A 14,628-nucleotide genomic window follows, 5' to 3' on the forward strand; every position below is an offset into this window, starting at 1 on the left:
CTGCTATCACATGCCGGCCGTCACCGCCTTGAGGCCGTCGAGGGCTTCGCGGAGGAAGTAGGCCAGGGGGCGCTCCCCGCTGTCGCCGATCCAGCGGCCGAACCCGACCTTGAAGACCGTGATGCCCGCCTCCGCGGTGAGGCTCGCGGCCGGGTCGGGGACGCCGCGGCGGCGCAGCGCGGTGGCGAGGGCGGCGGAGAGCGATGCCAGTTTGATCAACTCGCGTTCGCGCAGCTCCGCGTTGGCCATGATGACCGCCTGGCGCTGCCGGGCCCGTTCGTGATGGCCGAAGTGCTGCTCGGCGATGGTCTCCAGGGTCGAGGCCAGCGCGTCGATCGGCGCGGCCGACTCCGGGACGCCGGTGAGGGTGTCGACGAAGGCCTGCTCCAGGAGGTGGGCCTGGCCGAAGAGCACTTCGCGCTTGTCGGCGTAGTGCCGGAAGAACGTCCGCTCGGTGAGTCCGGCGCGCTCGGCGATCTGCGCGGCGGTGGTCTGCTCGAAACCGCGCTCGGCGAACAGTTCCAGCGCCGCTTGCTCAAGACGTCCGCGCGCGTTGGGCTGCCATCGACTCATACGCGGATTCTACGTGATGGCAGTGACTGACATGGGGGTGCTACAGTCGATGGCAGTTACTGACATCGACTGTCCGCCCCGTACGTCGTCCGTGCTCCCCGTACCTCCGTACGCCCGCACGTCCGGCGCGCCGGGCCCGTACGCCCGTACGGGCCTTGGTACACAGGGCGCGAGGCGGTCGACATACCCGGAGGTTTCCTCATGCGCGTATTCGTCACCGGGGCATCCGGCTGGATCGGTTCAGCCGTCGTCCCCGAACTCATCGGCGCGGGCCACGAGGTCGTCGGGCTCGCCCGCTCGGACGCCTCGGCCGCCGCGCTCGCCGACGCCGGGGCCAAGGTGCGCCGCGGCACGCTCGACGACCTCGACACGCTGCGCGACGCGGCCGCCGAGTCCGACGGGGTGATCCACCTCGCCTTCAAGCACGACATCGCGTTCAGCGGCGGCTTCGACGCGGCCGCCGACGCGGACCGGAGCGCCATCGACGCGTTCGGCGAGGCGCTCGCCGGCTCCGACCGTCCGTTCGTCATCGCCGGCGGCCTCCTCGGCCTGGCGCCGGGCCGCGTCGCCACCGAGCGCGACGGCCAGGCGACCGGCCAGGAAGGCGACCAGGGGCCGGCCAAAAGGGCCGTCAACGCGCAGGTGACGGTCGGGCTCGCGGAGCGCGGCGTGCGCTCGTCCGTCGTGCGGCTCTCGCCGACCGTGCACGGCGACGGGGACCACGGCTTCCTCGCCCAGATCGTCGCCACCGCCCGCGAGAAGGGCGTCGCCGGCTACGTCGGCGACGGCGCCAACCGCTGGAACGCCGTCCACCGCTCCGACGCCGCGCGCCTCTTCCGCCTGGCGCTGGAAGCGGCTCCGGCGGGCTCGACGCTGCACGCGGTGGCGGAGGAGGGCGTGCCGATCCGCGACATCGCGGACGTCATCGGCCGCCACCTCGGCCTGCCCACGGCCTCGATCCCCCCGGCCGACGCCCCCGGCCACTTCGGCTGGCTCGCGTCCTTCATCGCCCTGGACAGTCCCGCCTCCAGCACCCTCACCCGCGACCTGCTGCCCTGGCACCCCACCGGTCCCACCCTCCTCGACGACCTGGACCAGGGTCACTACTTCACCAACCACCCCGCCTGAGCCGGGCCCCTGCCTGAGCCCGCCCCCGCCTGAACCCGCCTGAGCCGGGCCGTCCTCGCCTGAGCGGCCCTCGCCCGCAATGAGCCGGCCCCCGTCTCGGCCCCTTCCCCTGCCGCCTGAAACCCCGTCAGACCAGGCTCTCGCGCCAGGCGCGGTGCAGGGCGGCGAAGCGACCGGTGCCCGCTATGAGCTCGGCCGGGGGGCCGTCCTCGACGATGCGGCCGTCGGCCATGACGAGGACGCGGTCGGCTATCTCCACCGTCGAGAGGCGGTGCGCGATGACCACGGCCGTGCGGCCGCGCAGCACCGTGTCCATCGCGCGCTGCACGGCCCGTTCGCCCGGGATGTCGAGGGAGGACGTGGCCTCGTCGAGGATGAGGACCGCCGGGTCGGCGAGGAGGGCGCGGGCGAAGGCGACGAGCTGCCGCTGGCCCGCCGAGATCCGGCCGCCGCGTTTGCGTACGTCCGTGTCGTACCCGTCCGGTAGGGCGTCGATGAACTCGTGGGCGCCGATCGCCTTCGCCGCCTGCGCTATCTCCTCCGGCGTGGCGCCGGGCTTGCCGATGGCGATGTTCTCGCCCACCGTGCCGGAGAAGAGGAATGCCTCCTGCGTCACCATCACCACGTTGCCGCGCAGTTCGGAGGTGGCCAGGTCGGCGAGCGGCACGCCGTCCAGGAGGACTCGGCCGCCCGTCGGGTCGTAGAACCGGGCGAGCAGCTTCGCCAGCGTCGACTTGCCCGCGCCCGTCGCCCCGACGACCGCGACCGTCTGCCCGGCACGCAGCGTCAGGTCGAAGCGGGGCAGCACCTCGCCGCCCGTGCGGTACCCGAAGCGCACCCCGTCGAACACGACCTCGCGGCCCGCCCGGCCGGCGCGCGGCTCCGGCAGCGGGCGCGGGGACGCCGGCTCCGGTACGGAGGGCCTCTGGGCGAGCAGTCCCGCGATCTTCTCCAGCGACGCGGCCGCGGACTGGTAGGAGTTGAGGAACATGCCCAGCCGGTCGATCGGGTCGTACAGCCGCCGCAGATAGAGCGCGGCCGCCGCGAGCACGCCCAGCGCCAGCTCGCCGGAGGCGACGCGGTACGCGCCCCACACCACCATCGCGGCCAGCGCCGAGTTCGCCACCAGCCGGGACGAGACGACGTAGCGCGCCATCTCCAGGATCGCCGAGCCGTTGAGCCGCTCGTGGCGCCGGTTCAGCTCCGCGAACCGCGCCTCGTTGGCACGCTCCCGGCGGAACGCCTGCACCGGGCGGATGCCGTTCATGGTCTCCGCGAACTTCACGATCACTTGTGCCATGGCCGTGGACCGCGCCCGGTAGGCGATCATCGAACGGCGCCGGAAGTTCCCCACGAGCAGCGCCAGCGGCACGAAGACGAGCAGCGCCGCGCCGCCCAGCCCCCAGTCGAGGTAGAGCAGCATCGCCGAGATGAACACCGTCGACAGGGCGACGCCGATCAGCTCCTGGAGCCCGTCGTTGAGCAGTTCGCGGATCGACTCGACGTCCGTCGTGGCGCGGGAGATGAGCCGCCCGGAGGTGTACCGGTCGTGGAAGTCCACGCTCAGCGCCTGCGCGTGCCGGAAGATCCGGCCCCGCAGATCGAGCAGCGCGTCCTGGCCGATCCACGCGGAGAGCCGGACGAAGGCGAGCTGCAGCGCGCCCGCGAGCAGGGCGCAGACCAGGTAGGCGGTGCCCACCGCGATCAACGGGCCGTAGTCGTGCCGCCGGAACGCGGGCACCGCGCGGTCGATCGCGAACGCCACGAGCAGCGGGCCCGCCTGTACCGCCGCCTGCTGCACCAGCAGCACGAGGACGCTCACCCACACCCGCCCGCGGGCCGGCCTCAGCAGCGAGCGGAGCAGCGCCCAGGACGCCCCCTTGGGCGCGGGCAGCACGTCCTGGTCGAACGAGTCGTCCGCCGCCGGCGGCGGCGCGGGGCGCTCCTCGTCGGTGGCCGGCTGATCGGAAACGGTGGTGCTCATCGTCGTACGCCCCCCTCGTGGCTGTCGTGGCGGTCGTGGCCGGACATCAGCGCCGCGTACTCGGCGTTGCCGCGCAGCAGTTCCTGGTGTGTGCCGACGGCCGCTATCCGGCCGCCGGACAGCAGCGCCACCCGGTCGGCGAGCAGCACCGTGGACGGGCGGTGCGCGACGATCAGCGCCGTCGTGTCCGCCAGCGCCTCCCGCAGCGCCGCCTCCACCAGCGCCTCCGTATGCACGTCGAGCGCCGAGAGCGGATCGTCGAGCACGAGGAACCGCGGTCCGCCCACCACGGCCCGCGCCAGCGCGAGCCGCTGCCGCTGCCCGCCGGACAGGCTCAGCCCCTGCTCGCCGACCTGCGTCCGCGTGCCCTCGGGCAGTTCGTGTACGAAACCGGCCTGCGCCACCTCCAGCGCCCGCGCCAGGTCGTCCTCGGTGGCGTCCTCGGCGCCCATCAGGACGTTCTCGCCGACCGTGGCGGAGAAGAGCGTGGCCTCCTCGAACGCCACCGCGACCAGCGAGCGCACCCGCTCCCGGGGCAGCGCCGTCACATCCATGCCGTCGAGCGTGATGCGGCCCTCGGTCGGCTCCTGGAGCCGCGGTATCAGCGTCGTGAGCGTCGTCTTGCCGCTGCCCGTCGCCCCGACCAGCGCCATGGTCTCGCCCGGCCGTACGTGCAGACGCACATCCCGCAGCACCGCCGGGGCGTGCGGCGGCGCGTCGGGATAGCGGAACCCCACACCGTCCAGCCGCAGCCCGTCCCCCTCCGGCCGCACCGGTTCCGTACTCCCGTGGGCAACCCGCTCGCTCGCACCGACCCCGCGCCCTGCCCCGGCCTCCGCCACCACGTCCTCCGGCACCGGCGCGTCGAGCACCTCGAACAGCCGGTCCGTCGCCGTCGCCGACTCGTTGCTGAGCGCGAGCAGGAAGCCGATGGACTCGACCGGCCAGCGCAGCGCGAGCGCCGTGGACAGGAACGCGACGAGCGTGCCCGCCGACAGGACGCCGTCGGCGACCTGCACCGTGCCCAGCACGAGCGCCGCGGCGATCGCCAGCTCCGGCAGCGTCGTGATCAGGCCCCAGAGCCAGCCCAGCAGCCCGGCCTTGCGCAGCTCCGTGCCGCGCACGCGCCCCGACAGCGCCCGGAACGCGCGCTGCTGCGCCCGATGCCGGCCGAAGCCCTTGATGATGCGGATGCCCAGCACGCTCTCCTCGACGACCGTCGTCAGGTCGCCGATCTGGTCCTGCGAGGTGCGCGCCGCGACCGAGTAGCGGTGCTCGAAGATCGAGCACAGCACCACGATCGGCACGATCGGGGCCAGCAGCACCAGCCCCAGCCCCCACTGCTGGATGAACAGGATGACGCAGCCGACGACGATCGTGACCCCGTTGACCAGCAGGAACGTCATCGGGAACGCCAGGAACATGCGCAGCAGCATCAGATCGGTCGTGGCCCGCGAGAGCAACTGCCCCGAGGGCCAGCGGTCGTGGAAGGAGACCGGGAGCCGCTGGAGATGCCGGTAGAGGTCCCGTCGCATGTCGGCCTCGACCCGGGCCAGCGGCCGCGCCACCAGCCACCGCCGCAGCCCGAACAGCCCCGCCTCCGCGACGCCGAGGAGCAGCAGCATGCCGCCGCCCAGCCACACTCCCGACGGATCGCGGTCGGCGACCGGGCCGTCCACGATCCATTTGAGGGCCAGCGGAATGACCAGGCCCAGGCAGGACGCCACGACGGCGACCACCGCCGCCGTGCCGAGCCGGGCGCGCACCGGCCGTACGTACGGCAGCAGGCGCAGCAGGGAACGGACGGCGGAGCGGCGCGGGGCTCGCTCCGCGCCGTCCGTCGGATGGGGTACCTCGCTCGTCGTCGACATCAGTGGTGAGACTACGGTTCACCACTGACAACGCTCACCGGGTTTTCCGGCGCGGCTCGGCCCGCACCGGCAACGGCCCGGTCGCGGCCGCCTCGACGACCTTCAACAGCACGACCGAGCGCGCCCCGACCGTCAGCCGCGACCCCGCCCGGTACCGGACCCCGGCCCCACCATCCGGTACGCCGCCCTGATCCGGGACACCGGCCCGCTCGTCCGGGGAACCCGCCCAACGGCCCCCCGACTCGTGCGCCGTGTCCACCAGCACCTCGTACGCGCCCGCCCACGGCGCCCCCGGCAGTGTGCACCGCATCGCCTCCTCGCCCGCGTGCAGCAGCGCGAGGAAACTGTCGTCCACGACCGGGACGCCCTGCGGATCGCGCTGCGCGATGTCCCGCCCCGACAGGTACATGCCGACCGTCGCCGTCGGCGCGTACCAGTCCGCCTCCGTCATCTCCGCCCCGTCCGCCGTGAACCAGGCCAGGTCCCGCAGCCCGTCCGGGGTCTGCCGGCCGGAGAAGAAGGCGCGGCGGCGGAGCACCGGGTGGGCGCGGCGCAGCGCGATCAGCCGGGCCGTGAGATCGCGCAGCGCCCGCCAGCCGGGGTCGTCGAGCAGTGACCAGTCCACCCAGCTCGTCTCGCCGTCCTGGCAGTAGGCGTTGTTGTTGCCGCCCTGGGTGCGCCCCATCTCGTCGCCCGCGACGAACATCGGCACCCCCGTGGACAGCAGCAGCGTCGTCAGCATGTTGCGCAGTTGCCGCCGCCGCAGCGCCCGTACGGCCGGGCCGCCGGCCTCGCCCTCCGCCCCGCAGTTCCACGACCGGTTGTCGTCGGTGCCGTCCCGGTTGCCCTCCCCGTTGGCCTCGTTGTGCTTGTGCTCGTACGAGACGAGGTCGCGCAGGGTGAAGCCGTCGTGCGAGGTGATGAAGTTGACGGACGCGTACGGGCGCCGGCCGCCCCACGCGTAGAGGTCGCTGGAGCCGGAGAGCCGGTAGCCGAGGTCCCGTACGTCCGGGAGGGCGCCCCGCCAGAAGTCGCGCACCGCGTCCCGGTAGCGGTCGTTCCACTCGGTCCACAGCGGCGGGAAGGACCCCACCTGGTAGCCGCCGGAGCCGACGTCCCAGGGCTCGGCGATCAGCTTGACCCGCCGCAGCACCGGGTCCTGGGCGATGACGGCGAGGAACGGCGAGAGCATGTCGACGTCGTGCATGGAGCGCGCCAGCGCCGCCGCGAGGTCGAAGCGGAAGCCGTCGACGCCCATTTCCGTCACCCAGTAGCGCAGCGAGTCCGTTATCAGCCGCAGCACATTGGGCTGCACCACATGGAGGGTGTTGCCGCAGCCCGTGTAGTCCGCGTAGCGGCGCAGATCGCCCTGGAGGCGGTAGTAGCCCCGGTTGTCGATGCCGCGCAGGGACAGCGTCGGCCCGTACTCGCTCGCCTCGGCGGTGTGGTTGTAGACGACGTCGAGGATCACCTCGATGCCCGCCGCGTGCAGCGCCCGCACCATCCGCTTGAACTCGCCGACCTGCTCGCCGCGCGTCCCGGACGCCGAATAGGCGGCGTGCGGGGCGAAGTAGCCGATCGAGTTGTAGCCCCAGTAGTTGCCGAGCCCCCGCCGCAGCAGATGGTCCTCATGGGCGAACTGGTGCACCGGCAGCAGCTCCACGGCCGTCACGCCGAGCCCCTTGAGGTGGTCGATCGCCGCCGGGTGCGCGAGCCCCGCGTACGTGCCGCGCAGCCGCTCCGGGATGCGCGGATGGCGCATGGTGAAGCCGCGCACATGGAGTTCGTAGATGACCGAATCGGCCCACGGGGTCTTCGGCCGGCGGTCGTCCGCCCAGTCGTCGTCATCGTGGACGACGACGCCCTTGGGGACGTACGGCGCCGAGTCCCGCTCGTCGCGCACGGTGTCGGCCACATGCTGCTGCGGCCAGTCCCGCACGTGCCCGTACAGCTCGGCGGGGAGCGCGCCGCGCCCGCTCCCCGTGGGCCCGTAGCCGGTGAAGTCGCCGTCCACGGCGCGCGCGTACGGGTCGAGGAGCAGCTTGGCCGGGTTCCAGCGGGCCCCCATCCAGGGGTCCCAGCGGCCGTGGACGCGGTAGCCGTACCGCTGGCCGGGGAGCACGCCGGGCAGGAAGCCGTGCCAGATCTCGTGCGTCAGCTCGCCGAGGACGCAGCGCGTCTCCGTGCCGTCCGACGCGAACAGGCACAGCTCGACCGCTTCCGCGCCGCCCGCCCACAGCGCGAAGTTCGTCCCCGCCACCCCGTCCGGGCCCACCCGGAAGCGCGCACCGAGCGGTTCCGAACTGCCGGTCCACACCCGGGCCCCGGCCCGTCGCCCGCCATTGCGCGCGCCGGGCCCGGCGGGTGCGGCCCCGGCGGGCGCGGTCTGGCCCGGGGCGGCCGGACTCGGGGCGGCCGGGGGCGAGGCCCCGTTCGTACGAGTCTGTGCCGGTCCGTCCTGGACGGCCTGCTGCTCGGCTGCGCTCGACACCTGTTCGCCTCCGGGCGGCTCGCGGACGGCTGGTCCTGCTGGGTTCTGCTGACCCCTGCTGATCTCTGCTGGTCTCCGCGGGGCACGTTGCGCGTCCCGCGGTGCACCCCGCTGTTCATCGCGCCGTTCATCTCGGTGTTACCCGCTGTTCCCTGCTGCGCGCGGGACGGCACCGCCATCGCCCCGGCGTCCCGGCCGGGCCGAGGCGATCCCGTCCTTTTACCTGTTCTTCCCAGAACAGGGCATGTCATCACACCCCCGGCCAGCCCCGACGGCCCCCCGTCCGCTCGTTTCCCCCGGTGGGGCACGGTCGTTGGGCCGGTCGTGACACATGCAACGAAGCGCGGGGCGCGCACGGGGGCCAGACTCTGCTTCGCGACGGCCGTATCGGCGCTCACGGGGCTCGCGGCGCTCACGGGGTGCGGCCGCGGCGGCCCCGCGCCGGACGACGGCGCACGGCCGCCCGAGGAAGTCATCACCGTCGTTCCACGCGACGGCGCGAGAGGCGTACGCGCGGCGGACGCCCTCACGGTGGACGCCCCCGGCGGAAAGCTGGAGCGGGTACGGGTCGCCGCCGTGGCGGACGGCGACGAGCGGACCGTACCGGGCCGGATCTCGGCCGACGGCCGCCGCTGGCGGCCCACCGGCCCGGCCGGCCTGCGCCTCGCCGCCAAATACACCGTGGACGCCGTCGCCCGGGACGAGCGCGGCCACCGCGCCGCCCGGCACACCGCGTTCACCACGTACGTGCCCGAGCACCGCTTCATCGGCTACTTCCGGCCCGAGGACCGCTCCACCGTCGGCACCGGAATGATCGTCTCCCTGGACTTCAACCGGCCCGTCACCGACCGGGCCGCCGTCGAACGCGCCGTGCGCGTCACGGCCGAGCCGCGGACCGAGGTGGCCGCCCACTGGTTCGGCCCCGGCCGCCTCGACTTCCGCCCCCGCGCGTACTGGAAGCCCGGCACCAAGGTCACGCTCGACCTGCGGCTGCGCGACGTGCGCGGCGCGGCGCGGGCGTACGGCATCCAGCAGAAGAAGGTCGCCTTCACCATCGGCCGCTCCCAGGTCTCCACCGTGGACGCCGCCGCCCACACCATGACCGTCGTCCGCGACGGCCGGCGGATCGCGACCCTGCCGGTCACCGCGGGCGGGCCCAAGAACCCCACGTACAACGGCAAGTTGGTGGTCAGCGAGAAGTACGACGTGACGCGGATGAACGGCGACACGGTCGGCTTCGGCGGCGAGTACGACATCGAGGACGTGCCGCACGCGATGCGGCTGACGGCCTCCGGGACGTTCCTGCACGGCAACTACTGGGCTCCGCCGGGGACGTTCGGCTCCGCCAACACCAGCCACGGCTGCGTGGGGCTCCGCGACGAGCAAGGCGGCAGCCCCGCCACCCCGGCCGGCTGGTTCTTCGGCAAGACGCTGATCGGCGACGTCGTCGAGGTGGTCAACTCGCGGGACGGCTCGGTCGCGCCGGACAACGGGCTCAGCGGCTGGAACATGCCGTGGGAGCGGTGGCGGGCCGGCTCGGCGCTGCGCTGAGCCCCGCGCCCCGGCGGCCCATCGGAGCCCGCCGGAACGGACCGTACGATTCACGCCTTCCGGACACGCCTCAGTACGACCGCCCGCACGGCCCGTACCAGCGGCCCCACTTGGGACCGAACGGTGACATTGGAGGAAGGTGATCTGTCAGTGCCCTGTGGTTATCTATCGCCATGCGCGGTGTGGCGCGCTGTGGATATGCCGCGGGGCCGCGGGCCGTTCGAGGGGAGACGACCGCTTTGTATGCGCAGCCGGGATCGGGGAGGCGGCGGCAGGGCCTGTTGGCACTGCTGCTCGGGGCGTTGTTGCTGCTGGTGACCGCGTGCGGCGGGGGCGGCGGCTCGGACGACGGGAAGAAGGCGGGCGCGAAGCTCGGGGACAAGGCCGAGTCGCGGGCCGTGGTGACCATCGAGCCCAAGGACGGCACGACCGACGCCGCGACCAGCGGCGTCCTCAAGGTCACCGCCGACAAGGGCACGCTGAAGACGGTGAAGGTCGTCGACTCCAAGGGGAACGAGGTCGACGGCAAGATAACCGCCGCCGGTACGGCCTGGACGCCGACCGGGCACCTGGGCGCCGCCACCAAGTACACGGTGGACGCCGTCGCGCGCGACGAGGACGGCCGGGAGGCCGCCAAGCACTCCGTCTTCACCACGCTCACCCCGAAGAACACCTTCGTCGGCTACTACACCCCGGAGAACGGCTCGACGGTCGGCGTCGGCATGCCCGTCTCCCTCAAGTTCAGCCGCGGCATCACCGACCCGAAGGCCGTCGAGGCGGCGATCAAGGTGACGGCCGAGCCGTCCGTACCGATCAAGGGGCACTGGTTCGGGAACGACCGGATCGACTTCCGCCCGGAGAAGTACTGGGCGGCGGGGACCAAGGTGACGCTCTCGTTCGACTTCAACGGCGTCGAGGGCCGCCCCGGCGTGTACGGCACCCAGACGCGGACCGTGAAGTTCACCATCGGCCGCTCCCAGGTCTCCACGGTGGACGCGAGCTCCAAGAAGATGACCGTCGAGCGCGACGGCAAGCTCGTCAAGACCATCCCCATCACCTCGGGCAGCCCGTCCAACCCGACGTACAACGGGCAGATGGTGATCAGCGAGAAGTACGACGTGACGCGGATGAACGGCGAGACGGTCGGCTTCGGCGGGGAGTACGACATCAAGGACGTGCCGCACGCGATGCGGCTGTCCACCTCGGGCACCTTCATCCACGGCAACTACTGGTCGGGCGCCGGCACCTTCGGCTCGGTCAACGCCAGCCATGGCTGCGTCGGCCTCTTCGACCAGCGCGGCGGCGGCGACCCGTCGACCCCGGCCGCCTGGTTCTACCGCGGCTCGCTCATCGGCGACGTGGTGATCGTGAAGAACTCCAAGGACCGGACCATCCAGCCGGACAACGGCCTCAACGGCTGGAACATGTCCTGGGCCGAGTGGACCCGGCGCTGACGGGCGGGGCGGCGGCGGGCGGCGGCGTCCGGACCGCCGCCGCCCCCGCGGTCTGCCTGTGACCGAACGCACCGGCGCGAAGGGTGTTAACGGCAGCTAACCTGCTGCCATGACTGTGCATCTTGAGGCCGCCGACGGCGTCGGCACCATCCGCCTGGACCGCCCGCCGATGAACGCGCTGGACTCCGCCACCCAGGACCGGCTGCGGGAGCTCGCCGAGGAGGCGACGCGGCGCGAGGACGTGCGCGCCGTGGTGATCTGGGGCGGGGAGAAGGTGTTCGCGGCCGGCGCGGACATCAAGGAGATGCGGGACATGGACCACGCCGCGATGGTCTCCCGCGCCGGCGACCTCCAGGGCGCCTTCACCGCCGTCGCCCGCATCCCCAAGCCCGTCGTCGCCGCCGTCACCGGGTACGCGCTCGGCGGCGGCTGCGAGCTGGCGCTCTGCGCGGACTACCGGATCGCCGCGGAGAACGCCAAGCTCGGCCAGCCCGAGATCCTGCTGGGCCTGATCCCCGGCGCGGGCGGCACGCAGCGGCTGGCCCGGCTCGTCGGCCCGTCCAAGGCCAAGGACCTGATCTTCACCGGCCGCCAGGTGCGGGCGGACGAGGCGCTGTCGATCGGGCTCGTCGACCGGGTCGTACCGGCCGAGGAGGTGTACGAGCAGGCGCACGCGTGGGCCGCGAGGCTGGCCGCGGGGCCCGCCATCGCGCTGCGCGCGGCCAAGGAGTCCGTCGACGCGGGGCTGGAGACCGATATCGACACCGGGCTGGCCATCGAGCGCGGCTGGTTCGCGGGGCTGTTCGCGACCGAGGACCGGGAGACCGGGATGCGGAGCTTCGTCGAGGACGGGCCCGGCAAGGCCAAGTTCCGCTGATTCCCTGTGAGTTATGGGGAGTGCTCGATGGCCGGTGCTCCTTGCGGGGGAATTATCCCGGGCTTCGGCCAGCCTAATTTTTCCCGCCCACAGGCGTTCGGTGATCTTCCGTGCGCGAGAGGTCACCGCTGGTCAGCGGGGTGGTCCGGGAGATTAACTGCCGTTGGCATATGTCGGGAGGGTTGCGCGGAACGGCGGATTCCGGCCTGATGAATCCCTCTGTTCCACCCCGGAGGGGCATTTTGACGGCCATGATGGAGCCATGGCGGGCTTGGAGGAAATGGGGCAGCCGCAGCCGCGAGCCGCTATGGCCGGGGCGCGGTGGACGCCGACCGTCGACGACGAACTGACGGTCAAGGCGTTCGAGCTGTTCGGGGACCCGACGGCCCACGAGGTGCGATTGCCCTCCCGCCCGGAATCCGCCGCCTCCGCCCGCCGGCTGACCCAGTGCGTAGTGCTGCGCAAGTGGGGAATGTCCCCCCAACTCTCCGAGTACGCCGTCCTGTTGGTGTCCGAACTGGTCGGCAACGCGGTCCGGCACACGGGCGCCCGCTCCTTCGGGCTGCGGATACACCGGCGGCGTGGCTGGATACGGGTCGAGGTCCGCGATCCGTCCCGGGGGCTGCCCTGCCTGATGCCGGTGCAAGAGCTCGACATCAGCGGTCGCGGCCTCTTTCTGGTGGACAAGCTCTCGGATCGCTGGGGGGTGGACCTGCTGCCGCGCGGCAAGACGACCTGGTTCGAGATGCGCGCCGCCGACCGCTGAGGGCGCGGCTCGACGCCGGCCGCCGTGTGGGCCGCCGATCGCCCGGCGCCGAGCGCGGTGCGGCCGGGGCGGGGACGGAAAACGCAGAGGCCCCCATCCGTCGTCTTGCGACGGCGCGGGGGCCTCTGCGTGTCGCCGTGGACGAAAGGGGTGTGGTCCACGGCGCTGTGGTCGACCTGGCCCGGGTCAATGGGGGTCGTGAGACCGACTATGTCAGACGGGGCGCTGTCCTGCTAATGCGCCATAGCGGAAAATGCCCCACTAAAACGGACAAAAGAAAAGTGAATCCAAGGTGACATGTGACACGAGCCTTGCAAACAATGGGTGAATGGGTATGTGCCCAAGGGAATCGTGTTCCGGTGGGTGGGATAATGGGCGGCTGGCCGACGGACACGCCGCCGCCCGTGACGCCCGTGCCCAATTGCCCGCCGCCGCAGCGGAATTGCCCCCAGGAAATCCCGGAAAAGAGGCGCGGAAAACTCTCCGTGCCGTGCGGTTCTTGGCGTGGAGTCGTTGAAACCTCAGCATGGAGGGGCGCCAGTGAGTGGCATGCACCTGCCTGTATCAGCAGCTACGGACTCGGGAGTACGCATGGCAGAGCTTGAGCACCACAGACCCGGCCTGTCCCGCAGGCGCCTCCTGCGCGGTGCGACCCTCCTCGGCGCCGCGGGCCTCGGCATCACCGCCGTCTCCCGCATGGACGGCCACGACGCGGCCGCCGACCCCAAGCCCGACCCGTCGTACCCGCCGCTCCACTGGATCCCCGCCAGCACCGCCAACTACACGGTCTCCAACCGCCCCGGCGCGTACCCCGTCGACCTCGTCATCATCCATGTGACGCAGGCGACCTTCCCCACCACGATGAAGATCTTCAAGGACCCGTCCTCGAAGGTCTCCGCGCACTACGCCATCGCCTCCGCCGACGGGTACATCGGCCAGTTCGTCCGCGAGAAGGACGTCGCCTGGCACGCCGGCAACTGGAACCACAACACCCGCAGCATCGGCATCGAGCACGAGGGATGGGTCGACAAGCCGGAGTACCTCACCGACGCCATGTACCGCGCCTCGGCCAAGCTCACCGCGGCCATCTGCGACCGCTACGCCATCCCCAAAACGCGCGGCCACATCATCGGCCACGTCGAAGTGCCCGGCACGGACCACACCGACCCCGGCCGGTACTGGGACTGGAACAGATACCTGAGGCTCGTCAACGAAGCCTGAGGCGGCCGGGGTTCCGAGGGCGTCTCCGTCGCGGCGCCGTCCGGCGCTACCGCTAATCTGTGCCGGTCGGACAAGCACACCGGCATTGGATCAGCACACAGACAGGGGTGGACCCATGGCGGACATAGAGGCGGCGCGTACCGCGTTCCAGCGGTACGACAAGGACGGCGACGGACTGGTCACCGCCGCCGAGTACAAGAAGGTGATGGCCGAGCTGGGCGACCCCTACGTCACCGAGAGCGTCGCCCAGGCCGTCATCAACGCCAAGGACGCCAACGACGACGGCGTCCTCTCCTTCGAGGAGTTCTGGGCCGCCATCAACCACTGACCGCGGCGGCGGCCCGGGTCAGCGCCAGCCCCGGCGCTGCGCGCTGGCCCGCCGCCGCCGGTCGTTGCAGAGCAGGCAGCGGCCCCACCCCGGCGGCAGCGGATCGTTCTTGTCGCCGAACAGCGGGTCCACCGCCCCTCGCGGATGCTCCGGGCAGCCTGTGGCCCCGCCGCCCGTCCCCAGGGAGCTCGCGGCGGCCAGCGCCCGGCGCAGCGCGTCCACGAGCTGGTCGGCCTCGTGCGCCGCGGGCGCGGATTCGATCGAGAAGGCGATGTCCGAGGCGGTGCTGAGCGCGCTCTGGAGTTCGCGCAGGTCTGCGTAACTCATGCTCCGGAGCGTACGCGCCGCCACTGACAACGCCGTGTGGGCGGGGTGCGGGCGGCG

Annotated in this window: 12 protein-coding genes; 7 read left to right on the plus strand and 5 right to left on the minus strand. The window is 72.2% G+C overall.

The genetic code is table 11. From position 1 onward, the window contains the following. Positions 1 to 6 precede the first annotated feature (6 nt). A complete protein-coding gene (locus tag IF55_RS14680; protein ID WP_030885666.1) occupies positions 7 to 573 on the minus strand; it encodes a TetR family transcriptional regulator in 567 nt (188 codons plus the stop codon). Between the two features lie 201 nt (positions 574 to 774). On the opposite strand from IF55_RS14680, the gene IF55_RS14685 reads away from it, so the two are divergent. Beyond that, positions 775 to 1,701, plus strand: a complete 927-nt coding sequence (locus IF55_RS14685; RefSeq protein ID WP_030885670.1) for an SDR family oxidoreductase — start codon at positions 775 to 777, stop codon at positions 1,699 to 1,701. 127 nt (positions 1,702 to 1,828) lie between these two features. Here IF55_RS14685 and IF55_RS14690 read toward each other — a convergent pair whose 3' ends face one another. The 3 genes from IF55_RS14690 to glgX are packed head-to-tail and all read right to left on the minus strand — an operon-like array spanning position 1,829 to position 8,047. Then, positions 1,829 to 3,685, minus strand: a complete 1,857-nt coding sequence (locus IF55_RS14690; RefSeq protein WP_030885673.1) for an ABC transporter ATP-binding protein — start codon at positions 3,683 to 3,685, stop codon at positions 1,829 to 1,831. Beyond that, positions 3,682 to 5,556, minus strand: a complete 1,875-nt coding sequence (locus IF55_RS14695; protein ID WP_030885676.1) for an ABC transporter ATP-binding protein — start codon at positions 5,554 to 5,556, stop codon at positions 3,682 to 3,684. Before IF55_RS14695 ends, IF55_RS14690 begins: the two co-directional genes overlap by 4 nt. Positions 5,557 to 5,590: 34 nt before the next feature. Beyond that, positions 5,591 to 8,047 (minus strand): glycogen debranching protein GlgX, encoded by a 2,457-nt coding sequence (gene glgX / locus IF55_RS14700; RefSeq protein ID WP_078644393.1) that lies wholly within the window; start codon positions 8,045 to 8,047, stop codon positions 5,591 to 5,593. Positions 8,048 to 8,371: 324 nt separating this feature from the next. Here glgX and IF55_RS14705 point away from each other — a divergent pair, with 324 nt between their 5' ends. From IF55_RS14705 to IF55_RS14730, 6 genes are all read left to right on the plus strand, one after another. Further along, entirely contained in the window at positions 8,372 to 9,598 is a 1,227-nt protein-coding gene (locus tag IF55_RS14705; RefSeq protein WP_030885682.1) for a L,D-transpeptidase, read from the plus strand. 281 nt (positions 9,599 to 9,879) lie between these two features. Continuing rightward, a complete protein-coding gene (locus tag IF55_RS14710; RefSeq protein WP_030885685.1) occupies positions 9,880 to 11,052 on the plus strand; it encodes a L,D-transpeptidase in 1,173 nt (390 codons plus the stop codon). A 109-nt stretch (positions 11,053 to 11,161) separates the two neighbouring features. Next, complete coding sequence (locus IF55_RS14715) at positions 11,162 to 11,929, plus strand: enoyl-CoA hydratase/isomerase family protein (protein ID WP_030885688.1); 768 nt, start codon at positions 11,162 to 11,164, stop codon at positions 11,927 to 11,929. 262 nt (positions 11,930 to 12,191) lie between these two features. Continuing rightward, entirely contained in the window at positions 12,192 to 12,695 is a 504-nt protein-coding gene (locus IF55_RS14720) for an ATP-binding protein (protein ID WP_030885692.1), read from the plus strand. 591 nt (positions 12,696 to 13,286) lie between these two features. Further along, a complete protein-coding gene (locus tag IF55_RS14725; protein ID WP_030885694.1) occupies positions 13,287 to 13,916 on the plus strand; it encodes an N-acetylmuramoyl-L-alanine amidase in 630 nt (209 codons plus the stop codon). A 115-nt stretch (positions 13,917 to 14,031) separates the two neighbouring features. Next, entirely contained in the window at positions 14,032 to 14,244 is a 213-nt protein-coding gene (locus tag IF55_RS14730) for an EF-hand domain-containing protein (protein ID WP_030885697.1), read from the plus strand. An 18-nt stretch (positions 14,245 to 14,262) separates the two neighbouring features. Here the strand turns inward: IF55_RS14730 and IF55_RS14735 are convergent, their stop codons facing one another. Beyond that, positions 14,263 to 14,571, minus strand: coding sequence for a hypothetical protein (locus IF55_RS14735; protein WP_030885701.1), 309 nt, complete (start codon positions 14,569 to 14,571; stop codon positions 14,263 to 14,265). Positions 14,572 to 14,628: the final 57 nt, after the last annotated feature.

The organism is Streptomyces varsoviensis, assembly GCF_000718635.1.
In the GTDB taxonomy this organism is placed as follows: domain Bacteria; phylum Actinomycetota; class Actinomycetes; order Streptomycetales; family Streptomycetaceae; genus Streptomyces; species Streptomyces varsoviensis.